We start from the raw sequence: 24,506 nt of genomic DNA on the forward strand, positions 1-24,506 counted from the left end.
CATGCGCGGACCCACCCGAACGCGCCCGGTGGGCAATCCGGGCCCGCTCCTGCGACGATGGAACCATGGTTTCACTTTCCGTTCCACTGGCCCTCCTGCTCGACGTTGACGGGCCCATTGCCAGCCCCGTAACCCGGGATGTCCAGCCCCGCATCATCAGGGACCTGTTGCGGCTCGCGACCGGCGGCATCCCCGTCATCTTCAACACTGGCCGCTCCGATACGTTCATCAAGGAGCAGGTGATGGGCCCGATGATCGCCGCCGGAATGTCACCGGAGACGAGAATCCACGCCATCTGTGAAAAGGGTGCCGTTTGGTTCAGTTACACGGCCGACGGCGCCACGGCCCTTCACGTGGACAGCTCGCTGGCAGTGCCGAAGGCTTTTGCCGATGACATCCGCACGTTGGTTGCGCAGGATTACGCCAGCCACATGTTCTTCGACGAAACCAAACACGCCATGGTCTCGGTGGAGCAGCGTCTGGACGTCTCCACTGCGGATTACAAGGCAGGGCAGGAGCTCTTTGACGCACAAGCGCTCGAGCTGATGTTCCGGCACGGTCTGACGGCCCTACGTGTGGATCCGACCATCATTTCCACGGACATTGAATCCGTCCGGCTCGGCAAGGATCTGGGCGCCAGCCGCGCCGTTGAGCTCCTGGCAGCCGCGCACATCGTTCCCCAGGCGTGGCGGACGGTCGGCGATTCCCGCACCGACTATGCCATGGCCGACTGGCTGCACCACCATGACCACGAGGTCAAGCACGTCGATGTTCGTCCCGCAGACGGCGTTCCGGACAAGCCGTACCAAATCCTCACCGCCGCTGACCTGGGACTGGATCCGGACGTGATTCACGACGACGCCGGGGCGGCTTTCCTGGCCAAGTGGCTGGACATGATGGCCGGCTAGGCGCAGGTTATCCACAGGCAAAGCGACGGCTCGGCCGGCCGCGGGCCATAGTGGCAGGATTCCCCTATGAGCCCGGTAAGCCGACGCCGGAAGCCGGCGAAGAAAAGCATCTCAGCCAAGCCTCCCGGCGAAATGACCACGGTGGTGCGGCGCTACGCGCCAGTGTTTAACTCTTTCCCTACCAGCTCGGTCAGCTTCGAGCCCTCGGAACCATGGATAGTGGCTTCCGCCCTGCATGACGAGTTGGCGCGGCACGATCGCGGGGCAGGAATCGATCCGCTGCGGTTGGAGAAATTTCTCACAGCGGTCCGACGACTCCAGCTACCCGGCAGCGGCACCATGCTGCTGACGCTTTCCCGCCTGCAAGACAACCGAGACACCAGGCTGGAGCTGCTCAAGGCCGGCCGGCAGCTCCCGAGCGATCATCGGGACGAAGCCGCCCTCAGCGGTCGCCAAATCGACCATTCGCTGTTCGACCCCGAGGTCGTTTTCGCAATCGAGCTCTGTGTGGCAGTGAACAACGGGAGCAGCTTCCTGCTCACGCTCCGCGCTGCGGATTCCACCTTCGGCATTCTTCTGCACACCCTGCCGGATGCCATTCCAAGAGCACCATACAGCGACGGCATCGTAGTCACTGGCGGCGGTGTGACGACCGACCCGCTCAATGCCCTCATACAGCTACAGACCCGCGCGGACGACCAACCGACACTGTGGGAAGTTATTGAAGTCTCAGTCGCCGACGCGGCCGCCGAGCTGGCCGAAGCCATGTTCTGCACGGATTCATATCCGCAAGTGTGCAGCGATCCGCACTACTGGCAGTCGCGCCAGCTCATAATGATGCTGCTCGACAACATTTCCGAGGCCGCCGAGTACGAGCAGTGGCAGTATGGCGAAGACGAAGATGCGACCGAGGACAGCGATCTTTACTGACCGTTGCGCCCAGCAGCTCAGCGACGTCTCAACCGTTGCTTGGCGGTGTTCGATCCAGGGCCGACGGGCGCATGCCCTGTGGCCTTGGCCGGCGCGCAATGCCGCCGGACCGGCTGGGAGACCGTGTACCAGGCCGCACTCGAGGCAACCCTTCGGGCCTGGCAGGTGTAGTGCCGGATAATGAGCCATGGCCAACTTCCTGAAAACCTGGCAAACCGAGCTCAAAAGGACCCTCACCGGATCTGCGGATGCCGTCCCGGAATGGGTCCCGCTACTCGCCGACGGGCACGACGCGGGCTACTTCCTGCCGGGCTCCGCTACTTGGGCAGTGCACGGCTCCATGTCCACGATCGTGGCAGGAATCCGCGCACTGCTGATGCAGGCCCTGCACCCCGGAGCCTTGGCAGGGGTATATGACCACTCACATTTCAGAGAAGACCCGCTTGGCCGCCTCGCCTCGACGATTCGATGGATCTTTACCGTGACATACGGCTCCACGTATGCCGCTCAGGCCGCTTCCGGATGGGTACTTCGGATCCATGAACAGGTCAACGGCCTCTACGTTGACGGCCACGGCGTGGAACGTAACTACTCGGCCGACGACCCCGAACTCCTGCGGTGGGTTCACATCGCGTTCACCGATGCCTTCCTCAGCACGCACAAAATCTGGGGCGCCCGGATTCCAGGTGGCCCCGACGAGTACGTCCGCGAATGGATACAGGCCGGAACACTGATGGGCGTCCGGGTTTTGCCGGCCAGCGAGCGGGAGATGCGCGGCATGCTGGACAAATGGTACGACGACGGCGACCTCAAGTTTGATGCGCGTGTGAAAGAAGTGGTTGATTTCCTCCGCCGCCCTCCCCTGCACCCGAGCCTAATGGTCGGTTACCGGGTACTTTTCGCCGCTGCCGTGGCAACCCTGGAACCCAAATACCGCGAGCTGCTCGGCCTGAAAAAAGCCCATTTAGGACCGATCCCTCTCCCCGCCGTTACCGGCACCCGGATCGTCCTGTGGGTAATCCACCTGGCCTTGGGCAAGGTGGGGCCCAGCGAAATGGCTGCCCGAAGCCGGCTCAAGCGCCTGGGCCTGCTGCCCTAGGACGCCTGCAGAAAGTCGGATATTCCCGCTTCTGCACCGGAGAACACGAAAGCCCCGCCGATCTGCGCTAAAGCAGGACAGCGGGGCTTCACACTGGCGGAGGATGGGGGATTTGAACCCCCGAGGGCGTTAACCCAACACGCGTTCCAGGCGTGCGCCATAGGCCGCTAGGCGAATCCTCCAGTGTTGCTCGCAATGAGCAGGTTCCAGAGTACCTGCTCGTTTCACATTGCACCTAATCCTCATAATGTCTGACCCTGCTGATTGACTTAGTTCATGGAAGAGGAGCAGATCCGCAGCAGTGAGGAAACCCGCATGCCGGGCCCTGACGTTGCCTCTGATTCCGCCGCTGTCCCTGACGCGGCCATCCGGGATGCCGCTGTGTCGGAGGCTGCGGTTGCGGCGTTGACGGTGGATTCGTTGTTCCCGCGCCTGGTCAACGCGCACCCCATGGCGTACCTCGCGAGGGAACTGACCGGCACTGTTGTTGATGACCTTGATACCCCCGGGGCCGTCGCAGCCCTCGCGGACGCGGCACGGTTAGAGTCCTACGCCGCGGCACTGAAAGCCCGCCTCACGGTACGGATCGGGCAAACCGTGCTGGATGAAATGCCCGACCGGGCCCGCAACACCGTCAGCGGGCAATCCCTGGCCTACGCCACCGCGGTCAGCGAAATCGGGTGCGTCCTGCACCTGGCCGAACGGACCGCCGGATTCCTCCTCAACGACTCCACCACCTTGCTCGAGAACTTCCCCGCCACGTTAGCGGCCCTGACCGGCGGGGACCTGGACTACCAACGCGTCCGCACCATCCTGACCCAGGCAGAAGGAATCCCCCTCCAGACACTCCCGCAATACGAAACAGCCGTCCTCCAACGCGCGAAAGAGCAAAACAACCCCCAATTAGCGGCCCGGGCCAGGCGGCTGCGCGAAACCCTGCACCCCGAAGCGTTCATCACCCGCAAAACCAAAGCCGCCGCCGACAGGTCACTGACCTTCCGGCCCGCCCAGGACGGCATGGCCTACCTCGAAGCGTTCCTCCCGGCCGAAACAGCCCTCGCCGCGTACAACACCATCACCGAAGCAGCCCAAAAAGCCCAAGGACCCAACGAACCCAGAATCCTCACCCAACTCCGCGCGGACCTCGCCGCCACCTACCTCCTCGGCCTCACCTGCCCCCACACCAACAAAACCGCTCTGGCAGAGGAACGCGCGAGCAACGACGGTATGAACGGTGACGGCACCAGCGGGGATGACACGGGCAGGAATGGTTTAGACGGGGACGGGCACAGCAGGCCGGGACGCAACGCCAACGGCCACCGCAACGGCGATGGCAGGGCATCAAAGACCGAGGCCCCGAAAGTTAAAGCGCAGATCATGATCATGATCCCGCTGTTCTCCCTGCTGGGCATCACCGACGAAGCAGCCGAACTCACCGGCTACGGGCCGATGCCCATCGAAACGGCCCTGGACCTCGCCAAAGACCAACCCGCCTGGTACCGGATGCTCACCGACCCCGTCACCAACATCCCCGCCAAACAAGACCGGAACCTGTACAAAATCCCGCGGAAAACCCGTAAATGGTTACAGATCAGGGACGGGACCTGCCGATTCCCCGGCTGCACCCGGCAAGCCCGCTTCACAGACACCGACCACACCATCCCCTGGCCCAAAGGACCCTCACAAATCGAGAACCTCGCCTGTCTCTGCAAACGCCACCACAAACTCAAACACAAAATGGGCTGGAAAGTCAGCCAAACCGGAAACGGCATCCTCACCTGGAAAGCACCCTCCCACCAGACCTACACCACCCACCCCAAAGACACCCGCTAACCACCCACGCCCGCACCGGGGTTAAATCCCGGGGTCAAATTTCGGGTAAGCTGATTCCCGGCCCCTCATGTGGCGTCACCCTGTTGAACTCCCCCAGGACCGGAAGGTAGCAAGGGTAAACGGGCTCTGGCGGGTGCATGAGGGGTCTTTACTTTAAATGGTTCCACAGGTCTCCCACGTTGCCTGCGGAATGTCAGTTGCACCAGATAGGGTTTCACCTGTGACCGCTCCCACCGCTTTGTACCGCCGCTATCGTCCCGATTCGTTCGCGGACGTTATCGGGCAGGAGCATGTAACCGAGCCGCTAATGGCAGCGCTACAGAAGAACCGCGTGAATCACGCCTACCTCTTCTCCGGACCGCGTGGCTGCGGCAAGACGACGTCGGCCCGGATTCTGGCCCGCTGCCTCAACTGCGCGCAGGGACCTGCGGCCATTCCCTGCGGCACATGCGACAGCTGCATCGAACTGGCGAGGGGCGGCTCCGGTTCCCTTGACGTTATCGAGATTGATGCGGCTAGTCATGGGGGCGTGGATGACGCGCGGGATCTGCGCGAGCGTGCCACTTTTGCGCCGGTCCGGGACCGCTACAAGATTTTCATCATTGATGAGGCCCATATGGTCACCTCCGCGGGCTTTAACGCTCTGCTAAAAATCGTTGAAGAGCCGCCGGAACACATCAAATTCATCTTTGCGACCACGGAGCCGGACAAGGTGATCGGCACCATTCGTTCGCGTACTCACCATTACCCTTTCCGGCTGGTCCCCCCGGAGCCGCTGATGGAGTATCTCGGCCTGCTCTGCCGGCAGGAAAACGTTCCCGTGGCGCCGGGTGTCTTGTCCCTGGTGATCCGGGCCGGTGGCGGCTCTGTCCGAGATTCACTCTCGGTGCTGGATCAGCTGATGGCGGGCGCCGGGCCGGCGGGTCTGGACTATGAGCTGGCCGTTTCGCTACTCGGCTATACGCACGCCTCGCTCCTGGATGACGTCGTCGACGCTCTGGCGGCATCTGATGCGGGTACGGTCTTCAGGGCAGTGGACCGCGTGATTCAGACCGGTCATGACCCGCGGCGGTTCGTCGAGGACCTGCTGGAACGATTTCGCGACCTCATTATTGTCCGGGCCATGCCGGAAAGTGCCCATGCCGTGCTACGCGGCATGCCGGAGGACCAGATTGCCCGGATGCAGACGCAATCCACGCAATTAGGTGCAGCGGAGTTGTCCCGCGCGGCGGACGTTACCAACACGGCGCTGACGGAGATGACAGGCGCGACGTCACCGCGGCTGCATCTGGAATTGCTTAGTGCCCGCCTGCTGCTGCCCGGTGCGGACCAATCCGAGCGGGGAATGGGGGCACGCCTGGACAGGATCGAACGTCGGCTCAGCTATGGCGGCGCGGATGCATTACCGCCTGCTGAAAGTGCGACGGCGGATGGCAAGCCTGCCATCTCGGCTGCAGCCCGCAGGCCGGTAGTTTCCGCGGATACGCCCTCCGACAGCGCGGCAGCCCAGCGGAGGGACCCTTCTCAGGCCACGCCGGAGCCCTCGCCGCAGGATAAGCATTCTGTCCCTGCCTCATCGAGCCCAACACGATCGACCCCAGCGCAATCCGGTCCAGCGCACTCGAATCCAGCACCGTCGAATCCAGCACCGTCGAATCCAGCACCGTCGAATTCAGCACCGTCGAGTTCAGAATCCCTTGCTGACTCGCCCCGGCCGGCTCAGCAGGCACCAGCGGCTCAGCGGGCACCGACGGCTACCGGCGCAACGGGAGTAGAGGTACTCCGTCGGGCGTGGCCCGAGATCCTGGACAACCTGACCAAGGTCAAGCGAAGCAGCTGGGCGTTGGTCGCGCCTAACGCGACCCCCCAAAGTTTTGACGGTGAGGTCCTACAGTTATCCTTCAGCACAGCCGGCCTGGCCGGAGCCTTCAGCCGCGGTGATCATGCGGATAACCTTCGCGCTGCCATTCATAAGACCTTGGGGATGAATTGCCGGATCAATGCGGTCGCAGCAGATTCATCTTCTGCGGGTTCGAGCGCTGAACCAGACCCAAAAGCACCTACTAGCCTGGAAGTTCCGGCAGGCCTGCCTCCGGCTGCCGGGAAGATTGGGAGCGCCGCGGAAGCCGCAGGGGCTGCGGGAACTGCGGGTAACGCCGGGACTGAGGATGCTGCGGGTGCCGCAGCAAGACGTTCCGACGCTTCGAGCCGTCGGCCGGAGGAGGCACCTGGAGATGCCGCCAAGTCGAACTCAGTCATCTCGTCGTGGGGGTATGAGCAGGAAGAGCCTCCTCAGCACGACGAAGAGCCGGCACCCGAATGGGGCGCCCCTGAAGCAGCCCGTCCTGAGGCTTCATCACGGGCAGCGGCGTCGAGCCGACCAGCTGCGGCCAGCCAGCCAACTGCTGCCGGTAAGCGGCCCCCCCAGCCGAAGGACCCCGGCTGGGGGGCAATAGCCGACGCCCCAGACTGGGCGACGCCCGCAACGGTGTCGGCGTCGGTGCCCGCACCGGTCTCGGCATCCACACCGGTCTCGGCATCCACACCAGCACAAGTGTCGGCATCCACACCCGCAGATAGATCCGCGAGAAGGGCTCCGGCCGGATCTGCCAATGTTTGGGTGGCAGATCCGTCCGTTTCCGCCGTACTGCCGGTCTCCAGCGTCCCGGCGGGCACAGACGCTGTAGCTGTCAAACCCAAAATGAGCCTCTATGAACGCCTCAAGAACAGCCCGGAGGCGCAGGCGGGACGGGTCGTCGCACCACAGCGCAAAGTAGACTTGCCCTACGTTGAGGATATTCCTAGCGCAGATGATGAGACCATCGAGACTTCGCAGCTGGTGGGGCGCGCTGCCGTCGAACGGATCCTTGGCGGCAGACTCATCGAAGAGCGCAGTCTGGGTGGTTCCTGACGGTTACTCCTTCCGCAGCCGTCGGCAGAGAGTTGAGACAACTCCATGACAGCGGCAGCAATAGCAACCAGCAACCAGCAACCAGCAACAACAGAACGAGGTATGGGTGTACGAAGGAGCAGTTCAGGAGCTCATCGATGAGTTGGGGCGTCTGCCCGGGATCGGCCCGAAGTCCGCGCAACGGCTCGCGTTTCACATTCTCGAAGCGGACCAGGACGATATCAAGCGCCTGGTAACGGCTCTGGTGACGGTGAAGGAGCGGGTGAAGTTCTGTTCCATCTGCGGAAATGTGACTGAACAGGACACATGCAATATCTGCCGCGACTCCCGGCGCGACCCGACAGTGGTCTGTGTAGTTGAAGAGTCCAAGGATGTGGTGGCGGTGGAACGGACCCGTTCGTTTAGAGGCCGGTACCATGTCCTGGGTGGAGCTATCAATCCGATCGCGGGCGTGGGGCCGGAGCAACTGCGGATCCGTGAGCTGCTCACTCGGCTCAACGACAGCCAGATCGAGGAAGTTATCCTTGCCACGGACCCAAATCTGGAGGGTGAGGCGACGGCAACGTACCTGGCCAGGATGCTCAAGACAATCGGCATTCGCGTGACACGATTGGCCTCGGGTCTGCCGGTCGGCGGGGACCTGGAATATGCAGACGAGATCACCCTCGGCCGCGCTTTCGAGGGCCGGCGCAGCGCCATCGGATGAGAGTTTCCCAGCGACTTACTACTGCCATAACTTCAGCTGCGAGGGCGATGGGCGATAAACTGGGGCCAGCCGCATACCGTGCGGATCTATGGAAACCCGCGCTGGTAGATGCCCGCCTGTTTCCAGCGAGTCGCGGTGTCGCGGAAACTCAGCGTGTAGAAGAGTCCTTCAGAAGATTGTCAGTGGTTAGCCGATGAATAGGCAGATATGAGCCTCATAGTTCAGAAGTACGGCGGATCTTCTGTGGCCGACGCCGCGGGCATCAAGCGTGTGGCACGCCGGGTAGTTAAAACCCAGCGTGCCGGCAATGAGGTCGTCGTGGTCGTTTCAGCGATGGGTGACACCACCGATGAGCTGTTGGATTTGGCCTCCGAAGTGGCCGGGCGTCCTCCCGCACGCGAGCTGGACATGCTGATGACGGCAGGGGAACGGATTTCGATGGCGCTGCTGGCCATGGCCATCCACGATCAAGGCGGTGTGGCCCAGTCCTTTACCGGCAGCCAGGCCGGCATGATCACGGATGGGATTCACGGCAAGGCACGGATTATCGACGTGGACCCGCATCGCGTTCGGACCGCTTTGGACAAGGGAAACGTAGCCATTGTGGCGGGTTTCCAAGGTATGAGCCGGCAGACGCACGAAATCACCACCATGGGACGCGGGGGTTCGGACACCACGGCCGTCGCGCTGGCAGCGGCGCTGGACGCGGACGTCTGTGAAATTTATACAGATGTGGACGGCGTTTACACCGCGGATCCACGCGTCGTCAGCAGCGCCCGAAAGATCGATCGAATCTCCAGTGAGGAAATGCTGGAAATGGCGGCCTCCGGAGCGAAAATTCTACATCTGCGTTGTGTCGAATATGCGCGGCGGTTTGGACTCCCGATCCACGTGCGATCCTCATTCAGCGACCATGAGGGAACTTGGGTCCTGCCCAGCCCCGACGACAAAATCAAGATCTCAGAGGGAGTTGCTTTGGAGCAGCCAATTATCTCCGGCGTCGCACACGACCGGTCCGAGGGCAAAGTCACCGTCGTTGGGGTGCCCGATATCCCCGGCAAGGCCGCAGAAATCTTCGGCATTATTGCCGGCGCACATTCCAACATCGACATGATTGTGCAGAATATCTCGACCCGTGGTACCGGCCGGACGGATATTTCCTTCACTCTGCCCATGGTGGAAGGTGCCGAGGCGCTCGATGCGTTGCGTGCCGCACAGGATTCCGTCGGCTTTGATTCACTGATCTACGACGATGAGATTGGCAAGCTCTCGTTGATCGGCGCGGGCATGCGGTCCAATCCCGGTGTCTCCTACAGGTTCTTCAAAGCCCTCTCTGATGCAGGCGTGAATATCGATCTGATTTCGACCTCGGAGATCCGCATCTCCGTGGTGACCCGCGCGGACCTGCTGGACACGGCCGTGCGCGCCGTCCATCAGGCATTTGATCTCGACGGTCAGGACGAAGTGACGGTCTATGGTGGCACGGGCCGCTGAACGTACCCGCTGACGGATTATTCCGGCGGGATTTTACGCACTGCGTAGTGGTGACCCTCGGAGTCTGTTTCAACTTCGAAGTGGGCCAGGTCCTCTTCGGAGGCCTTCTCAAAATCATCGTGCCGATGAACTACCGGCGTATCAGAGTCCGCTCGATCCGCAGGCCCGAAGACTCGCGTCAAATGGTCGGTGAACCGCATGAATCTGGCTGTCATGGGTTGCTTGTCTGCCATTGCCAACACCCCTTCTCTCATCCGTTCAGGTGATGCCCCACTGTGCCCAGCTTACGCCGGTTGGCGCTAAATGGCCCGGAATCGGGATCAGGACCGGAGGGGGCGGATCAGGTGGCCCGCTTGCTCAGCGCAATGACTGATCGTGCGCATCCTTGGGCACCAGATAGGTGCTGCCGTCGGGGCGTCGAACCGTCGTCCACTGCTGGGCCTGGAGCTGCTGGCGCTCCAGCAGCTGCTTATTCTCCTCAGTCATTTCATGGGTCAGCGAACTGCTGGAAGCGGGGCCAAAAATGACCCGGAGCTTACCGGTGGTCCGCATGAATCTTTCTACGAAGCTTTTCTCCTGCATCTAGTCCCCTCGTTCGTGCAGTGGATGTCCAGAAGCTAATAGTATCGTGATAGTTAGTGCACTAACTAGTGGTTACAGGAGAGAGATGATGGACGAGACCGGTGACGAGCTTCGATTGGAGAGGCAGCTTTGTTTCGCTCTCAGTGTTGCGTCGCGGAGCGTGGTCAGCAGCTATAAACCCGTGCTGGCGCCGTTGGGCCTCACCCACCCGCAGTATCTGGTGATGCTTGCGTTATGGGAGAAAAGCCCCCGGACGGTCAAGGACATCAGCGCGACCCTACTGCTGGAACCGGGTACATTGTCACCACTGTTGAAGCGGCTGGAATCGGCAGGTTTCGTCAGTCGCAGCCGGGCAGAAAACGACGAACGTGCTCTCGCCGTCCGGCTGACTCCCGCCGGCGCCGCCCTGCGCCAACGGGCCCTTTCCATACCGCGGACGATGGCCGCCAAGCTCGGGCTGAACCAGGCCGATGTCCAAGCCCTGCACAGCTCTATGACTTCATTGATCCTGGCAACTGTGTCCGCGGCGGCTCCGGGTAAGCGGGGGCCGGCGGCTGAGACAATGGAGTTATGACGGTTCCCCAGCTTGCCCTGCGCGCGCTTCAGCCTGGGCAGTGGATGCAACGGCAGCAGGCCCACGAGCAGCGGGTCGCCCAATATGCGGACCCCTATCTTCAGCGCCGCTCGGCCGGCTTGAAGCATCCGGTGGAAGATTTTCTCTTCACCTACTACTCCCACAAACCCGGGCAGCTTCGCCGTTGGCATCCTGGGGCCGGGGTTGTCCTGACCGGTCAGCAGGCCCAGGACAGGCTGACGTGGAAGCACTATCGGATCGCCGACGTCGTCGAACGCCACGCGGCCGGGCTCCCGGGCGGTTGTCCGGGTGTGGTCTTTGACGCCGAGTCCTTTTGCAGCGGGCGTCGGGAGGCAATTGACTTCACCCGGATGATTCTGGGGCGCACTGCCGCCCGCCCGGCCCAGTTCGGCTGCTTTGGACTGCACGAGTGGGCCATGGTCTATCAGCAGGAAAGCAACCAGGTGCGACACGACTATCTGTCATTGCGGCTGGGTCCTGCGGGGACGGACGAGGTAGTGGAGAAGAGCAGGATCCGCTGCACGCATTTTGATGCGTACCGTTTTTACACTCCGCAGGCAGCTCCCCTCAATGAGCTGGAGCCGACGCGGGAGAACCAGCGGGATCTGGAACAACCTGGGTGCCTGCACGCCAATATGGATCTCTACAAGTGGGCTTACAAGCTTAGTCCGGCGCTGCCAAGCGAGCTCGTTATGGACTGCTTCGAATTATCGTGGCAGATCCGCGCCATGGACATGAAGGCCTCACCCTATGACCTTGCCGACTGGGGCTACCCGCCGATCCGCATTGAAACAGCGGCGGGAAAATCGGCGTATGTGGCCCAGCAGCGGTATTTCAGCACCCGTTCCGCGCAGCTGCGGACGAAGCTGCTGGACGCGCTCGCGCCGCTGGGTTAAGCGCGCACCCCTGCTTTTAGGCCGCGGCCACAGGCGATCGGGAAACGCTTCACTCATCCCGGCCGCTGGCGTACCGCCGCCGCGCGCTGAGCAGTTCCACTTCAGGATGTGCCGCGACCAGGCGTTCAGCGGCGTCGAGGACCTCCACCAGATGGCCCCGGTCCGCGGTGACCATGGCAATGCCGATCTGTGCCCGGCGCAATAGGTCCTGGCTTCCCGTTTCGGCCGCAGAGAGCTCAAAACGGCGGCGCAGCTCGCTCACCAATGGTCGCAGCACGGAGCGTTTTTGCTTGAGCGAATACGTCTCGCCGAGCAGAATGTCGAACTCAATCCAGCCGATCCACATGAGTGCATCCTGCCGCTGCAGGCGCTTTATGGCAAGGAAGATTGGGCGATCGTGCGACGGCGGCGCTTGGGTTCGCAGCGTCCATCCACGTCCCGGTAGAATGGACAGGCAAGCTCGCGGAGCGCTGTCTTTAGTGGCCGGGGAACCCGGCCGCCCCAGCGTGAGACGGCACCTTCCGCGGCCCCTCTTTTTAACCTCAGGAGTTCGACGGATGCCCAGGATCGTTGTCGATGTCATGCCCAAGCCCGAGATTCTCGACCCGCAGGGGAAGGCCATCGCCGCCGCGCTGCCGCGGCTCGGGTTTAGCGGTTTTGCTTCCGTCCGGCAGGGCAAGCGCTTTGAACTGACCGTCGACGGCGATGTGACGCCGGAAATTCTGCAGCAGGCCCGCGAGGCGGCGGAGAAGATGCTCTCCAATCCCGTGATCGAAGACGTGGTCAATGTCGAAGTTGTGGCGGACTGACCATGACCGAAACTCCTCTCATTGGTTCTGCCTTGATTGACACGGCCGTGGCCCAGGCCGCCGAATCCCCTCTCGCGGGCGCCCGGATCGGCGTTGTCACTTTTCCAGGCTCGCTCGATGACCGCGACGCAGCCCGCGCGGTGCGCATTGCCGGCGGGACCGCCGTCGAACTCTGGCACGCCGAGAGCGGTCCGGAGGCATTGCGCGGCGTGGATGCCGTAATCATCCCCGGCGGGTTTTCCTACGGCGACTACTTGCGGGCCGGTGCTATTTCCCGTTTCGCCCCGCTCATGGAGCAAATTGTCCGGGCGGCCGGCTCGGATTCTGCGGCCAACCTGCTGCCGGTACTGGGTATCTGCAATGGCTTCCAGATCCTCACCGAGTCGCACCTGCTGCCCGGTTCCATGCTCAAGAACGATCACCTGAAGTTCATTTGCCGCGACCAGAAACTGCGGGTGGAAAACAACAGCACATGGTGGACGTCCGAGTATGCCGCCGGCCAGGAAATTACGGTCCCGCTGAAGAACCAGGACGGCCAGTACATTGCCGATGAGAAGACGCTGGATGCGCTCGAAGCGGAGGGTCGCGTGGTGTTCCGCTATGTCGGGGCGAATCCGAATGGGTCACGCCGTGACATTGCCGGTATCAGTAATGCTGCCGGCAACGTCGTCGGTCTGATGCCGCACCCGGAGCACGCCGTCGAAGCCGGCTACGGCCCGGAGTCCGCCAGCGGCCGCAGCACGGGCACGGATGGCCTGGGATTTTTCACCTCGGTTCTTAACCACCTTGTTGGAGGCACAAAATGAGCGGGGAACGCCAAACCGTGGAGACCCGGAAGTTCAATATCGACACAGTAGAACATGCTGCCCACACACCGCAGACGTCACTTCCGTGGGCGGAGCTGGGCCTGAAGGAAAACGAATACAACGAGGTCGTGAAGATCCTGGGCCGCCGTCCTACCGCCGCGGAACTGGCCATGTACTCGGTGATGTGGAGCGAGCATTGTTCCTATAAGTCCTCCAAAAACCATCTCCGCCAGTTTGGCGACAAGGTCACGGACGAGATGAAGGAACATCTGCTGGTGGGCATCGGTGAGAACGCCGGCGTGGTGGATATCGGTGACGGCTGGGCGGTGACGTTCAAGGTGGAATCCCACAACCACCCCTCCTTCGTGGAGCCCTATCAGGGCGCAGCGACCGGTGTCGGCGGCATTGTCCGTGACATTATATCGATGGGCGCACGCCCGGTTGCCGTGATGGATCCGTTGCGTTTCGGCGCCATTGACCACCCGGATACGGCGCGCCTGGTGCACGGTATCGTCTCGGGGATCGGTGGCTACGGGAACTGTCTGGGCCTGCCGAACATCGGTGGCGAAGTGGTCTTTGACGCCGTGTACCAGGGCAACCCGCTGGTGAATGCGCTGGCCGTGGGTGTGATGCGGCATGAGGACATCCGGCTGGCCAATGCTTCCGGGGTCGGCAACAAGGTAGTGCTCTTCGGCGCCCGCACCGGCGGCGACGGCATTGGCGGCGCGTCGGTGCTGGCCAGCGAATCCTTCGATTCGGCCAAACCGTCCAAGCGCCCCGCGGTGCAGGTGGGCGATCCGTTTGCGGAGAAGGTTCTTATTGAGTGCTGCCTGGAACTGTTCAAGGCCTCCGTGGTGGAGGGCATCCAGGATCTGGGCGCTGCCGGCATCTCCTGTGCCACCTCCGAGCTGGCGTCCAACGGCGACGGCGGCATGCACGTCGAACTGACCAAAGTGCTGCTCCGGGACCCAAGCCTGACACCGGGTGAAATCCTGATGTCCGAGTCGCAGGAACGCATGATGGCCGTGGTCACGCCGGATAACGTCGCAGCCTTTGAGTCGATCATGGATAAATGGGCCGTGGAATATTCCTGGCTGGGCGAGGTCACGGACACCGGGCGGCTGATCATTGAGTGGGACGGCGAGAAGATCGTGGACGTGGACCCGCGTACGGTTGCCCACGAAGGACCCGTCTACGACCGGCCGTTCCATCGTCCGCAATGGCTGGACGGCGTGCAGGCGGATACGTTTACCTCCTCTCCTGCCGCAGCCGGCCGGCCCGCCGACGGCGCCGCCCTGGCTGCCGCCGTCCTCGAACTGATGGCGTCCCCGAATATGTGCTCCAAGGACTGGGTCACCGACCAGTACGACCGTTATGTGCAGGGCAACACGGCGCTGGCGATGCCCGACGATGCGGGAGTGGTACGTGTTGACGAGTCAACCGGGCTGGGGGTGTCCATTTCCACTGACGCCAACGGCCGCTACTCGTACCTGAACCCCTATGAGGGCGCGCGGCTGGCGCTGGCGGAGTCCTACCGCAACGTCGCTACCTCCGGCGCCCGTCCGCTCGCGGTCACCGATTGCCTGAACTTCGGCTCGCCGGAAGATCCCGAGGTGATGTGGCAGTTCGCCGAGTCCGTCCGCGGTCTCTCGGACGGGTGCCGCGAGCTGGGCGTCCCGGTCACCGGCGGCAATGTTTCGCTGTACAACCAGACCGGGGGCGTGGCGATCCATCCGACTCCCGTGGTCGGTGTTTTGGGCGTGTTCGACGACGTTGCCCGCCGCACGCCGTCGGGCTGGGTTGAGGACGGGCAGGCAATCTACCTGCTGGGCACCACGGCCGACGAGCTGGATGGTTCCGAGTGGGCGAATCTGCGCGGTCATCTGGGCGGTCAGCCGCCTAAGGCGGATCTGTCGCTGGAGCGTCAGCTGGGCGGGATCCTGATCAACGGCTCCAGGGACGGCATGGTGGATTCTGCCCACGACCTCTCCGAAGGCGGCTTGGCGGCAGTACTGGTGGAGTCCTGCCTGCGCTTCAACGTCGGTGCACGCGTCAGCGTTGCGGCAGTCTGCGAGCGCGACGGTGTGGATGCTTTCACCCTGCTGTTCTCCGAATCGCAGGCGCGCGCCGTCGTCGCCGTTCCGAGGTCGGAGGAAATACGCTTCACCGACATGTGCACCGCGCGCGCCTTCCCGGCGGTCCGGATTGGCATCGTGGATGCAGAATCCGGGTCCTTGCATGTGCAGGGGCAGTTTGAGCTGTCTTTGGCTGAACTGCGCGTTGCCCACGAAGGAACGCTGCCGCGCTACTTCGGCTAGAACCCCATCCACTGTGCCGCAGCGCTCCGATGCACACGTAAAACGGAGCGCTGCGGCACAGTCGTTTTGAGAATCTTCGCGAAAAGGACAACTACTCCCCCGTCGATGAGAGCGGTCCGCCCGCGGCGATTCGGCGTGCAGCGTGCAGATAGCGCCGCGTGATCAGTCGTTGGGACAGCGTGGTGACCGGGGCCGCGAGACGGAAGATCAGGCCCGCCGGTTTGCTGAACGCGAGCACATCAAACCAGACCGTGCCGTCCCCGCCAAGGCGGGCGGTAAAAGCCTCTTCGCCGCTGGCCGGATGTCCGGGCAGGGTTCCGTAACCAAACCCGGCCATGTCCCCGTGGTCCGGCCCTCGTTGCTCCTGGGTCCCGGCGTCGGCGTCAGTTTCCTGTGCCCAGACCACCTGGCACGGTACCGCCAGGCGCAGATCACCGATCCCAAATCCACTGACCACCCGCACACCCGGCACGGCGCGTCCCGGGCCGCGAACTGCCAGCCCGGCGCCGCGCTGGATTTCCCAGCTGAGTATGCCTTCCGCAAGGCGCTCGTACGCAGGGCGCCCGCGCCCGACGATGATGCTCTTGTGCACCCAGCGGTAGCCCGCTGGCGGGACGGAATCCCGGGCGGCGGGTTCCGTACCTCTGCGGTGTTCCTGCCCGGACAGCCCGCGCGCAAATATTTGCGTCACCCCACGCTCCGGGTAGGTCAGCTCCCCCTGCCCCGGGCGCTTCATTGGGTTGCGCCTGTGTCGATAATCCGCAGCAGGCGAAGGGCCTCGCGCTGCGCCCGGGCCAGGGTTGCCACTACCAGATCGTGGGAATCCTCAATCATGTCCTTGATCATCGCCTCCTCCAGCTCACCGTCACAGCAAACTCCGTTCCAATGGGTCTTGTTCAGATGGTAGGCGCCGGTAATTTCCGGATGCACGCAACGCAGCGAAAGAGCCAGTTCCGGTTCGCATTTGACGCTGATGGACAAAGGGTCGGCGTCAAGGCGGCTCAACGCAAACATTTTTGCCGTATGCCGGAAATTCCCGCTGACAGCTGGCCTGACCTTGAACACGGAGGTCTCCGGCCCAAAGGGAAACTCCTCGACGGCACCCGGGAGGTCCAAACACACGGCCCGGAGCTGTTTCCTGTCCACAGCTGGAGTTTATACCGAGACACGTTCACGATCACCCGGTTTTCAAATAGTCCTCCAGCAGAACCACCTTGAGTCCAGCAGCCTTCTGAGCTGCCAGAAATGCCTGAATGTCCGCGGCGAATTCCGGCCGGAAGTGCATTAGCACTATTTCGCCCGGCCGCAGCGCAGCCCCGTACTGATAGTCCATTTTCCCGGCATTGGCCTTCGCCTCCCAGTCAATGATTGCCTTCATGCCACAGTCCGCAGCAGCCTTACGGGTCACATTCGTATAGGGTCCGCCGGGCGGGCGAAAGAAGACCGGGCGACGGCCGTAGTGTTGCTGAACGAAGTCTGCCATCTGGCAGATCTCGGCCTTTTGGGCGGCGTAGGGAAGCTGGATCAGGTTCAAGGCGTGGCTGACCGAGTGGTCCTCCACAACGCTGCCGGCCGCCACGAAATCATTGAAGAATGCCGGGTTGCCGCTGATAAACGACTGGGCCAGAAACAGGGATGCCTTGATCCCGTTGTCCTGGAGGATTTTCAGGTCCTGCGGCAACTTGGTGGCGCCGTCGTCGATGGTCAGGAAGAGAACCTTCTGTTCGGTCGGCACCTTGGTCAGCACCGGAACCATGCCGTCAGTGACCGGCGGCAGAATATAGTCCGGCACGAGCGGCGGGTCCGCGGGTACTGGAGCGGCCGACGGCGCTACAACGGCCGGTTCGGACGCCGTCGTCGACGCCACGGTACCGGCCGGAGACGTCGACGTCCCTGATTGCGCAGGCCCGGTCACGGGAGTATCGGACAGGGACGGCGACGTTCCTGTCCCGGCCGCCCGCGTAACCGGGACGGCCTGCCTTACTTCCCCGGAGATCCACAGGCCTGTCAGCACTAACGCGCAGATAACGACGGCGACAAGAGCGGTCCCTATCCGCCGGCCCGGGTGTCGGAACGATGTGAATTGATGGGGCACTACTGTCCTTGCTGACTTGGGATGACTACGAATTGCACCTTAGCAGACTGAGAATGCCAGCTTGGTACGGTGCGATTCTTAAACCGATTCAGCGGCCGATTCCGAGTTTCGGCGCCTCGATGGCCGGGCAACGGTCCATCACCACCCGAAGACCGGCTCCTAATGCGCGCTCCGCGGCCGCCGCATCAACAACGCCGAGCTGAAGCCACACCGCTTTGGCGCCGATGGCAATAGCCTCGTCCACGACTGCCCCAACCCGCTGGGAATTCACGAAGCAGTCCACCACATCAATCGGTCCAGGGACGTCAGATAAGCGCTGGTAGCCGGTGGCCCCGTGCACATCATCGCCTTTCAACGAGATCGGGACAATGTCCATGCCTAATGACTTCGCCAGCATCATGGACACGCCCAGAGCGGCACGGTTCGGGTTGTTGGACAGCCCGACAATGGCCCATCTGGCTGGTGTGGACAGCAAATCGGCGATGACCTGCGGATCGTTTACGGGAAGCATTCGGCTAACTACTGTTGCTGAGTTCTTCGGCGTATAGGGACCAGAATTCGTTTGGCCGGGCGGCGGCGGGATCAATTTTCTTCAGCCGTTGCTCAAAGTCGATGGCAACCTTGGCAAAGTCTGCATCGTCATCCTCCGGGCCTACCGAGTCTCGGTCGATCGCTCCCCAGACGGTGGCGATATCCACCAGCTGAGCCAGGGAGGACGCCATCAGACTCTCGTCATCTTCGCAGACGCAATAGACCGCACCGGTGCTGCGGTTGACCGCCACGAACTGGAAATCGCCATCGTTGAAAATGACGGCCCTGCCCGATTCGTCATTGTTGAACGGGGGCTCCAGCCAGTTACCGTCCAGCGGAATGTCCTCCAGACCGATCGGCACCAGCGGCGCCAGGCCCTCGGCAATCTGATCATCGTTCATCGGTTCCTCCCGTATTCCTGACATTAGCCACCGGTTCTGGACACGTCAATGACCTGATAATCCTGCGCCGACCGGCGGTTCTGCAGGACGGGCAGGAATTCCCGGACCTCGTCGATACGCTTTCGGCTGACCTCAGCCGTCGCCACGCCCTCCGCCTCATCGTTGAGGAAATCCTGCGCAACCCCCATCGGGTCCAGGATGACCGAATGGCCGACGCAATGGTCGCTGGATGAACCCGCGGCCGCCACGGCACACGTGTTCTCGATCGCGCGGGCCTTAAGCAAAGTCTCCCAGTGCTCGATCTTATGCTCACCCTTGAACCAGGCTGCCGACACCGTAATCAGCTCGGCACCCTGCACCGCCAGGGCGCGCGCCAGCTCGGGGAAGCGAAGGTCGTAGCAGGTCATTATCCCCACCCGCAGGCCGCCGATCGACACCACCTTAATGCCGCCGTCGCCCGGTTTAATCCGCAGCGATTCCTGATACGAGAACGCGTCATATAGGTGCAGTTTGCGGTAAGTAGTCAGGATCCTGCCGTCATCGCCGATGGCAATCAGGGTATTGAAGGGACGCTTTTCACCGCTGGACTCATACCCACCGGCGATGACCGCAATACCGATCTCGCTGGCGATGCGCGATACGCCCTGCACAAAAGAACTCCAGCGAGCATCCACGGCGGCCGTGAAATCTCCTTCCACCTGACCGACGGAGAACATCGATTCCTCCGGAAAGACGATCAATGCGGATCCCTCGTCCCGCGCGGCCGACGCGAGCCGGCGCATGATGCCGAGGTTTCCGTCGACATCCCCACCTGGGTTGAATTGACCTACGCTGACTTTCATCGCCACTCCCGTGCTCGTTGCCGTCGGTTCCAGCGTAGTCGCTTCCGGCTCTTTGGCGCCCGGTGCGTTTGTAACACCCATCCCGGCAATTAACTGCGTCGCCCGTCGGCTAAAATGCGGGTATGCCACACCGACCGCTCGTTGTGATTCCCGACCCCGAGGACGCCGGTTGCGCGGACATCACCGTTCAGGGAAGAGTCGCAAATCGGAGCTACCAATTCATTTTTGGACTCCGGGCCGGGCCGCACGCTGGTCCCTTATGATAAGTTCTCAGCCGCTTTTGCCCGCACTGGCAGGCATGCTTCGCACGCTGTTTTCGAAGCGATCGATGACGACGTTATTAGGGTTCCGGAGGTCAGCGTCGGGCCAATGCGACGCGATCCGCTGGAAATCATCAGGGCGGGACGACACTCCTCGCGGGCACGTGCGCTGATCGGAATGGACATCCTCCGGTATTACCAATGTCATCTACCGGAGCGGGAATTACCGTGGTCGACGTGGGTTTTCTTATGCCAAACGTCTGCGGCTTCCAGGAGGTTCAGTCAACCTTCGGGACTGACGCGACCGGTAGCAGAGTTGAAACCCGGACATTCATTATGGTGGGCCCCGAGATAGGTGGTTACCGGTTTCCGGCACACCGGGTGGCTGCAGTCGATCTGTCCAACGCCAACGAATCGCTGGAAACGCGGATGGACATGATCCTTGGTTACACGACTTTGCGGCAGGCGAACTGGCTGATGGACTTTCCCGCGAAGCGCTGGGCCGTTACCCGGCCGCCTCGAACGCAGGAACTCGCTGGAGCCACTTGTGACGCCGATCCCGTCAAATGACGGCCAGGACGCGCATCATTTACCGGGATCGGAGTCATTACGACGTCAGGCGTTGATCAGATCGTGAATCACGATGGTCTGGTCCCGGTCGGGGCCGACACCAATGGCGGAAAACCGCGTACCTGACATGGATTCCAGGGCCCGGACATAGCGTTGTGCGTTTTCCGGGAGATCCGCCATGGTCCTGGCCCTGGTAATGTCCTCGGTCCAGCCGTCAAAATATTCAAAGACCGGCTTGGCGTGGTGGAAATCCGTTTGGGTCATGGGCATCTCATCGAAACGAACGCCGTCGATGTCGTAGGCCACGCAGACCGGGATCCGGGCTATCCCGGTGAGCACGTCCAGTTTGGTGACGAAGTAGTCGGTGAAGCCGTTCACCCGGGAGGCATAGCGGGCCAGCACCGCGTCGTACCAGCCACAGCGCCGCGGGCGTCCGGTATTGACCCCGAATTCCCCGCCCGTCTTCTGCAGATACTCGCCCATTTCGTCGAACAGCTCCGTGGGGAACGGTCCCGCACCTACTCGCGTGGTGTAAGCCTTGATAATGCCCACCGCACGGTTGATCCGGGCGGGTCCGATGCCGGAGCCGACGGAGGCGCCGCCCGCCGTCGGGTTGGATGACGTCACAAAGGGGTAGGTGCCGTGGTCCACGTCCAGGAAGGTGGCCTGGCCTCCCTCCATCAAGACAACCTTGCCGTCGTCGAGCGCCTTATTGAGAACGTATTCCGAATCGATGATCAGCGGCCGCAGCCGTTCGGCGAAGCCCAGGAAGTACTCCACCGTCTCGTCGACGCTGATCGCACGGCGGTTGTAGACCTTGACCAGCAGTTCGTTTTTCTGCTGCAGCGACCCTTCCACCTTCTGCCGCAGGATCGACTCGTCGAGCACATCCTGCACGCGAATGCCGAGCCGGGCCACCTTGTCCATGTAGGCCGGACCGATGCCGCGTCCCGTCGTGCCAATGGCGCGCTTGCCCAGGAACCGTTCGGTGACCTTGTCCAGTACCTGATGGTAGGGGGCCACCAGGTGGGCATTGGCGGAGACGCGGAGCTTAGAGGTATCGGCGCCGCGCGCCTGCAGCCCCTCGATTTCGGCGAAGAGCGCCTCGAGGTTCACCACGCAGCCATTGCCGATGATCGGTACGGCATTGGGGCTCAGAATGCCGGCCGGAAGGAGCTTGAGCTCATACTTCTCACCGCCGACGACGACGGTGTGCCCGGCATTGTTTCCGCCGTTCGGCTTGACCACGTAGTCCACGCGGCCGCCCAACAGATCGGTTGCCTTGCCTTTGCCTTCGTCGCCCCACTGGGCACCGACGATTACGATTGCGGGCATGGGATCCTCCCCCATTGGTTGGGCACTAGACCGCGGACCCACTGGGGCAACCGGCCATGCGCCACACATCAGAATGCCCCACTCGCACGGGTCCCGGCCGGCAAAAGATGCCGGTCGGGGACAGTGTCGTAAGTTGGGGGCTCTTACCCGCCAAGTTTAGCCGACTTCGGCCGCGCCGTTTAGCCGACTTCGGCCCCCCTCTGGAGAAGCGCCATCCGGACCGGGCATCGCGGGCCGGGGTACGTAGCCCAGCGCCTTATCCACCCGGTGCGCCAGGGGTGAACCGGCGAGCCAACGGTCCAGGTTGTCGGCGAACTGATCGGCCAGATCATTGCGCCAGCCGGCGACGTCCCCGGACATATGCGCGGATAGGTGTACCTGCTCCAGTTCCCACAGCGGGCTTTCCGGCGGAAGAGGCTCGACGGCGACGACGTCCAGCGAGGCGGCGGCGATGCTGCCGGCCCGCAGCGCCGCGATGAGCGCTCCCTCGTCCACCAGCTGCCCACGCGCAACGTTGATCAGATGGGCCGTTGGTTTCATGGCGGCCAGCACCTCCGCGTTGATCACGCCGCGGGTCTGCTCGGTCAGCGGGGCAATCACCACTACATGGTCCGCCCAGCCAACGTGTCGCGCCAGTTCAGCGGTTGGCAGCACAGTGCCGAAATCCGGGTCTTCCCCGGCGCCCGTACGCCCTGCTCCGCGGACCTCAATTCCTACTGCCCGGAACAGCCGCGCAATCTTCCGGCCGATGCCTCCTGTTCCGATAATCAGCGCCCGGGATCCGCCGGTGCGGGCTGTTTCCCGGTGTGTCCAACGGTGTGCGTGCTGCAGATCATGACTGAGATGAATCTGCTTGTCATGCGCCAGTACGGAGGCGAGCGCGAATTCCGCAATAGGCGCATCGAAGGTTCCGTGCGCATTGGTCAGCTGAACTTCGGAGCGGACGAGGTCCGGAAAGAGAATCGCATCCACGCCCGCCGCTGCAACGTGGACCCATTTGAGCGAGTCCGCACCGGCCCAAGCGTCCCGCAGCGCCGAGGAGAAGAAATCCCAGAGCAGCACAATATCAGCACCCTGCATGGCGGTCTCCAGCGACTCGGCAGTGGCCAGCACAATGTCCGTTTTGCATTGCAGGTCGGCCAGGTTGTGAGGCTCGGAGACCCCCGGAGCGGTGAGAATGACAAGACGCGGCTTCTGTAGATCGGGCACCTTCCCACGCTAAGGAGGCACCGCGGGCTTGTCAACGGATTTTGCGTATCATCGTCTTATTGTTGACAATCTGCGTTGTGCCTTTCACGATGGAACAATGACTTCGCTTAGCCCCGCACTCAAACAAGCCACGCCGGTCATCGTTGACCACGCGCTGGGATCCTTCATCTATGGCGCCGACGGTCGGAGGTATTTGGACTTCACCACCGGAATCGGCGTCACCAGCACCGGCCATTGCCATCCTCGTGTCGTAGCGGCGGCACGCGAGCAGACCGGCAAGATCATCCACGCCCAATTCACCACCGTGCTGCACCAGCCGCTGCTGCAGCTAACGGAAAAGCTCGGCAATTTCCTGCCCGCCGAACTGGACAGTGTCTTTTATGCCAACTCGGGCTCAGAAGCCGTGGAGGCAGCGATCCGATTGGCCAGAATGGCTACGGCACGGCCGAATATCATCGCCTTTCAAGGCGGCTTCCACGGCCGGACGGTGGCCGCGGCCTCGCTGACCACGGCGGGGACCAAGTTCCGCTCGGGTTTTGCTCCGCTGATGTCCGGGGTACACATCGCCCCCTTCCCCTATGCCTTCCGTTATGGTTGGCCGGAGGAAGACGCCGTGGCCTTCGCTCTGCGCGAGTTGGACTACCTGCTTGCCTCCATTTCCAGTCCGCAGGATACCGCGGCCTTCATCATCGAACCCGCGCTGGGCGACGGTGGATACCTGAAAACGCCGGCGGCCTTCCTCGAGGGTCTGCGTGAGCGCGCCACGGTCCATGGCATCATGCTGATCCTCGACGAGGTGCAGACAGGTGTCGGCCGTACAGGAAAGTTCTGGGGTCATCAGCATTCCTCCATCACGCCGGATATCCTGATTACCGCCAAGGGAATTGCCAGCGGCTTTCCCATCTCGGCGATCGCAGCCCCGACGGCGGTCATGGCTATGGCATGGCCCGGCTCCCAGGGCGGCACCTATGGCGGCAACGCCGTCTCCGCGGCAGCCGGCGTCGCCACCTTAGACGTCATTCGGGACGAAGATCTGGTGGCGAATGCACGGATCCGGGGCGATCAGCTGCTGAGCGGGCTGCAGCGGATCGGTGCCGGCCATCAGGGGATCGGGGATGTCCGCGGTATTGGCCTGATGCTGGCGCTGGAATTCGTCAACCGGGACGGGGACGCGGATCCGCAGGCCGCCACGGCAGTGCAGCAGGCCGCGATCGAACAGGATCTGCTGCTGCTCACCTGCGGAGCCCGCGGCAATGTTCTGCGCATCATCCCGGCCCTGAATGTCACCGAAGACGAGGTGGATCTGGGCCTGCGGTCCCTCGACGCGGCCCTCGAAGACGCCCTGTCCGCAGTGCGTGGATAGCGGTACGCTCACC

Annotated in this window: 25 protein-coding genes, 1 tRNA gene and 1 other RNA gene; 15 read left to right on the plus strand and 12 right to left on the minus strand. The window is 62.6% G+C overall.

What is annotated here, in order from left to right:
- The first annotated feature begins 65 nt into the window (after nt 1-65).
- The 3 genes from IV500_RS01935 (at nt 66) to IV500_RS01945 (ending at nt 2,937) form a co-directional block, all read left to right on the plus strand.
- Complete coding sequence (locus IV500_RS01935; protein WP_196395214.1) at nt 66-908, plus strand: Cof-type HAD-IIB family hydrolase; 843 nt, start codon at nt 66-68, stop codon at nt 906-908.
- A gap of 66 nt (nt 909-974) precedes the next feature.
- Nucleotides 975-1,838: a hypothetical protein gene (locus IV500_RS01940; protein ID WP_196395136.1), complete on the plus strand. Its 864-nt coding sequence runs from the start codon at nt 975-977 to the stop codon at nt 1,836-1,838.
- Nucleotides 1,839-2,025: 187 nt separating this feature from the next.
- The gene (locus IV500_RS01945; RefSeq protein ID WP_196395137.1) at nt 2,026-2,937 is read left to right on the plus strand and encodes an oxygenase MpaB family protein; all 912 of its coding nucleotides are present in this window, start codon (nt 2,026-2,028) and stop codon (nt 2,935-2,937) included.
- A 94-nt stretch (nt 2,938-3,031) separates the two neighbouring features.
- On the opposite strand, the gene IV500_RS01950 is transcribed toward IV500_RS01945, so the two are convergent.
- Nucleotides 3,032-3,119 (minus strand) — tRNA-Ser (locus IV500_RS01950).
- Between the two features lie 94 nt (nt 3,120-3,213).
- Here IV500_RS01950 and IV500_RS01955 point away from each other — a divergent pair.
- The 5 genes from IV500_RS01955 (at nt 3,214) to IV500_RS01975 (ending at nt 9,881) form a co-directional block, all read left to right on the plus strand.
- Nucleotides 3,214-4,770 (plus strand): HNH endonuclease signature motif containing protein, encoded by a 1,557-nt coding sequence (locus IV500_RS01955; protein WP_196395138.1) that lies wholly within the window; start codon nt 3,214-3,216, stop codon nt 4,768-4,770.
- Nucleotides 4,771-4,826: 56 nt separating this feature from the next.
- Nucleotides 4,827-4,923, plus strand: an RNA gene (ffs, locus tag IV500_RS01960) — signal recognition particle sRNA small type.
- A gap of 67 nt (nt 4,924-4,990) precedes the next feature.
- Nucleotides 4,991-7,681, plus strand: coding sequence for a DNA polymerase III subunit gamma and tau (locus IV500_RS01965; protein WP_312875788.1), 2,691 nt, complete (start codon nt 4,991-4,993; stop codon nt 7,679-7,681).
- 106 nt (nt 7,682-7,787) lie between these two features.
- Complete coding sequence (gene recR / locus IV500_RS01970) at nt 7,788-8,387, plus strand: recombination mediator RecR (RefSeq protein WP_196395140.1); 600 nt, start codon at nt 7,788-7,790, stop codon at nt 8,385-8,387.
- Nucleotides 8,388-8,594: 207 nt separating this feature from the next.
- Entirely contained in the window at nt 8,595-9,881 is a 1,287-nt protein-coding gene (locus IV500_RS01975) for an aspartate kinase (RefSeq protein ID WP_196395141.1), read from the plus strand.
- A gap of 17 nt (nt 9,882-9,898) precedes the next feature.
- Here the strand turns inward: IV500_RS01975 and IV500_RS01980 are convergent, their stop codons facing one another.
- Both IV500_RS01980 and IV500_RS01985 read right to left on the minus strand, forming a co-directional pair.
- The gene (locus IV500_RS01980; RefSeq protein WP_196395142.1) at nt 9,899-10,096 is read right to left on the minus strand and encodes a hypothetical protein; all 198 of its coding nucleotides are present in this window, start codon (nt 10,094-10,096) and stop codon (nt 9,899-9,901) included.
- 142 nt (nt 10,097-10,238) lie between these two features.
- Nucleotides 10,239-10,463, minus strand: coding sequence for a hypothetical protein (locus IV500_RS01985; protein WP_196395143.1), 225 nt, complete (start codon nt 10,461-10,463; stop codon nt 10,239-10,241).
- 85 nt (nt 10,464-10,548) lie between these two features.
- On the opposite strand from IV500_RS01985, the gene IV500_RS01990 reads away from it, so the two are divergent.
- Together IV500_RS01990 and IV500_RS01995 are read left to right on the plus strand one after the other, a co-directional pair.
- Nucleotides 10,549-11,037, plus strand: a complete 489-nt coding sequence (locus tag IV500_RS01990) for a MarR family winged helix-turn-helix transcriptional regulator (RefSeq protein ID WP_196395144.1) — start codon at nt 10,549-10,551, stop codon at nt 11,035-11,037.
- Entirely contained in the window at nt 11,034-11,954 is a 921-nt protein-coding gene (locus IV500_RS01995) for a 3-methyladenine DNA glycosylase (protein ID WP_230854336.1), read from the plus strand. The genes IV500_RS01990 and IV500_RS01995 overlap by 4 nt, the downstream gene beginning before the upstream one ends.
- Before the next feature lie 49 nt (nt 11,955-12,003).
- Here the strand turns inward: IV500_RS01995 and IV500_RS02000 are convergent, their stop codons facing one another.
- Nucleotides 12,004-12,300 carry a DUF503 domain-containing protein gene (locus tag IV500_RS02000; protein WP_196395145.1) on the minus strand — a complete coding sequence of 99 codons (297 nt, stop codon included), beginning with the start codon at nt 12,298-12,300 and terminating at the stop codon, nt 12,004-12,006.
- A 211-nt stretch (nt 12,301-12,511) separates the two neighbouring features.
- On the opposite strand from IV500_RS02000, the gene purS reads away from it, so the two are divergent.
- From purS to purL, 3 genes are read left to right on the plus strand one after another with little or no spacing between them, the layout of a single operon-like run.
- Nucleotides 12,512-12,763 carry a phosphoribosylformylglycinamidine synthase subunit PurS gene (purS, locus tag IV500_RS02005; protein WP_196395146.1) on the plus strand — a complete coding sequence of 84 codons (252 nt, stop codon included), beginning with the start codon at nt 12,512-12,514 and terminating at the stop codon, nt 12,761-12,763.
- Nucleotides 12,764-12,765: 2 nt separating this feature from the next.
- A complete protein-coding gene (purQ, locus tag IV500_RS02010; RefSeq protein WP_196395147.1) occupies nt 12,766-13,569 on the plus strand; it encodes a phosphoribosylformylglycinamidine synthase subunit PurQ in 804 nt (267 codons plus the stop codon).
- Nucleotides 13,566-15,887 carry a phosphoribosylformylglycinamidine synthase subunit PurL gene (gene purL, locus IV500_RS02015; RefSeq protein WP_196395148.1) on the plus strand — a complete coding sequence of 774 codons (2,322 nt, stop codon included), beginning with the start codon at nt 13,566-13,568 and terminating at the stop codon, nt 15,885-15,887. Before purQ ends, purL begins: the two co-directional genes overlap by 4 nt.
- 91 nt (nt 15,888-15,978) lie before the next feature.
- Here the strand turns inward: purL and IV500_RS02020 are convergent, their stop codons facing one another.
- The 6 genes from IV500_RS02020 to IV500_RS02045 form a co-directional block, all read right to left on the minus strand.
- Nucleotides 15,979-16,623, minus strand: a complete 645-nt coding sequence (locus tag IV500_RS02020) for a DUF1990 domain-containing protein (RefSeq protein ID WP_196395149.1) — start codon at nt 16,621-16,623, stop codon at nt 15,979-15,981.
- Nucleotides 16,620-17,033, minus strand: a complete 414-nt coding sequence (locus tag IV500_RS02025; protein ID WP_196395150.1) for an MmcQ/YjbR family DNA-binding protein — start codon at nt 17,031-17,033, stop codon at nt 16,620-16,622. The genes IV500_RS02020 and IV500_RS02025 overlap by 4 nt, the downstream gene beginning before the upstream one ends.
- A 31-nt stretch (nt 17,034-17,064) precedes the next feature.
- Entirely contained in the window at nt 17,065-17,982 is a 918-nt protein-coding gene (locus tag IV500_RS02030) for a polysaccharide deacetylase family protein (RefSeq protein WP_312875789.1), read from the minus strand.
- 88 nt (nt 17,983-18,070) lie between these two features.
- Nucleotides 18,071-18,493 carry a CoA-binding protein gene (locus IV500_RS02035; protein WP_196395151.1) on the minus strand — a complete coding sequence of 141 codons (423 nt, stop codon included), beginning with the start codon at nt 18,491-18,493 and terminating at the stop codon, nt 18,071-18,073.
- Nucleotides 18,494-18,497: 4 nt separating this feature from the next.
- Nucleotides 18,498-18,914 carry an SUKH-4 family immunity protein gene (locus IV500_RS02040; protein ID WP_196395152.1) on the minus strand — a complete coding sequence of 139 codons (417 nt, stop codon included), beginning with the start codon at nt 18,912-18,914 and terminating at the stop codon, nt 18,498-18,500.
- A 23-nt stretch (nt 18,915-18,937) separates the two neighbouring features.
- The gene (locus tag IV500_RS02045; RefSeq protein WP_196395217.1) at nt 18,938-19,756 is read right to left on the minus strand and encodes a carbon-nitrogen hydrolase family protein; all 819 of its coding nucleotides are present in this window, start codon (nt 19,754-19,756) and stop codon (nt 18,938-18,940) included.
- Between the two features lie 461 nt (nt 19,757-20,217).
- Here IV500_RS02045 and IV500_RS02050 point away from each other — a divergent pair, with 461 nt between their 5' ends.
- Nucleotides 20,218-20,586: a hypothetical protein gene (locus IV500_RS02050; protein WP_196395153.1), complete on the plus strand. Its 369-nt coding sequence runs from the start codon at nt 20,218-20,220 to the stop codon at nt 20,584-20,586.
- 45 nt (nt 20,587-20,631) lie between these two features.
- Here IV500_RS02050 and IV500_RS02055 read toward each other — a convergent pair whose 3' ends face one another.
- Together IV500_RS02055 and IV500_RS02060 are read right to left on the minus strand one after the other, a co-directional pair.
- The gene (locus IV500_RS02055; RefSeq protein WP_196395154.1) at nt 20,632-21,921 is read right to left on the minus strand and encodes an adenylosuccinate synthase; all 1,290 of its coding nucleotides are present in this window, start codon (nt 21,919-21,921) and stop codon (nt 20,632-20,634) included.
- 156 nt (nt 21,922-22,077) lie between these two features.
- Nucleotides 22,078-23,130: a D-2-hydroxyacid dehydrogenase gene (locus tag IV500_RS02060; RefSeq protein ID WP_312875790.1), complete on the minus strand. Its 1,053-nt coding sequence runs from the start codon at nt 23,128-23,130 to the stop codon at nt 22,078-22,080.
- Nucleotides 23,131-23,227: 97 nt separating this feature from the next.
- On the opposite strand from IV500_RS02060, the gene IV500_RS02065 reads away from it, so the two are divergent.
- The gene (locus IV500_RS02065) at nt 23,228-24,493 is read left to right on the plus strand and encodes an aspartate aminotransferase family protein (protein WP_196395155.1); all 1,266 of its coding nucleotides are present in this window, start codon (nt 23,228-23,230) and stop codon (nt 24,491-24,493) included.
- Nucleotides 24,494-24,506 lie beyond the last annotated feature (13 nt).

The sequence above is a fragment of the Arthrobacter terrae genome (genome assembly GCF_015708085.1).
Lineage (GTDB): Bacteria > Actinomycetota > Actinomycetes > Actinomycetales > Micrococcaceae > Arthrobacter_M > Arthrobacter_M terrae.

Bases quoted from the DNA above. Each gene is read 5' to 3' on its own strand.
- IV500_RS02045 (WP_196395217.1), bottom strand. From the start codon at position 19,756: ATGAAAGTCAGCGTAGGTCAATTCAACCCAGGTGGGGATGTCGACGGA.
- IV500_RS02000 (WP_196395145.1), bottom strand. From the start codon at position 12,300: ATGTGGATCGGCTGGATTGAGTTCGACATTCTGCTCGGCGAGACGTAT.
- IV500_RS01940 (WP_196395136.1), top strand. From the start codon at position 975: ATGAGCCCGGTAAGCCGACGCCGGAAGCCGGCGAAGAAAAGCATCTCA.
- IV500_RS02050 (WP_196395153.1), top strand. From the start codon at position 20,218: ATGTCATCTACCGGAGCGGGAATTACCGTGGTCGACGTGGGTTTTCTT.
- purL (WP_196395148.1), top strand. From the start codon at position 13,566: ATGAGCGGGGAACGCCAAACCGTGGAGACCCGGAAGTTCAATATCGAC.
- IV500_RS01935 (WP_196395214.1), top strand. From the start codon at position 66: ATGGTTTCACTTTCCGTTCCACTGGCCCTCCTGCTCGACGTTGACGGG.
- IV500_RS01980 (WP_196395142.1), bottom strand. From the start codon at position 10,096: ATGACAGCCAGATTCATGCGGTTCACCGACCATTTGACGCGAGTCTTC.
- IV500_RS01975 (WP_196395141.1), top strand. From the start codon at position 8,595: ATGAGCCTCATAGTTCAGAAGTACGGCGGATCTTCTGTGGCCGACGCC.
- IV500_RS02055 (WP_196395154.1), bottom strand. From the start codon at position 21,921: ATGCCCGCAATCGTAATCGTCGGTGCCCAGTGGGGCGACGAAGGCAAA.
- IV500_RS01985 (WP_196395143.1), bottom strand. From the start codon at position 10,463: ATGCAGGAGAAAAGCTTCGTAGAAAGATTCATGCGGACCACCGGTAAG.
- purS (WP_196395146.1), top strand. From the start codon at position 12,512: ATGCCCAGGATCGTTGTCGATGTCATGCCCAAGCCCGAGATTCTCGAC.
- IV500_RS02040 (WP_196395152.1), bottom strand. From the start codon at position 18,914: ATGAACGATGATCAGATTGCCGAGGGCCTGGCGCCGCTGGTGCCGATC.
- IV500_RS01945 (WP_196395137.1), top strand. From the start codon at position 2,026: ATGGCCAACTTCCTGAAAACCTGGCAAACCGAGCTCAAAAGGACCCTC.
- IV500_RS01995 (WP_230854336.1), top strand. From the start codon at position 11,034: ATGACGGTTCCCCAGCTTGCCCTGCGCGCGCTTCAGCCTGGGCAGTGG.
- purQ (WP_196395147.1), top strand. From the start codon at position 12,766: ATGACCGAAACTCCTCTCATTGGTTCTGCCTTGATTGACACGGCCGTG.
- IV500_RS01990 (WP_196395144.1), top strand. From the start codon at position 10,549: ATGATGGACGAGACCGGTGACGAGCTTCGATTGGAGAGGCAGCTTTGT.
- IV500_RS01955 (WP_196395138.1), top strand. From the start codon at position 3,214: ATGGAAGAGGAGCAGATCCGCAGCAGTGAGGAAACCCGCATGCCGGGC.
- IV500_RS02020 (WP_196395149.1), bottom strand. From the start codon at position 16,623: ATGAAGCGCCCGGGGCAGGGGGAGCTGACCTACCCGGAGCGTGGGGTG.
- IV500_RS02035 (WP_196395151.1), bottom strand. From the start codon at position 18,493: ATGCTTCCCGTAAACGATCCGCAGGTCATCGCCGATTTGCTGTCCACA.
- IV500_RS02065 (WP_196395155.1), top strand. From the start codon at position 23,228: ATGACTTCGCTTAGCCCCGCACTCAAACAAGCCACGCCGGTCATCGTT.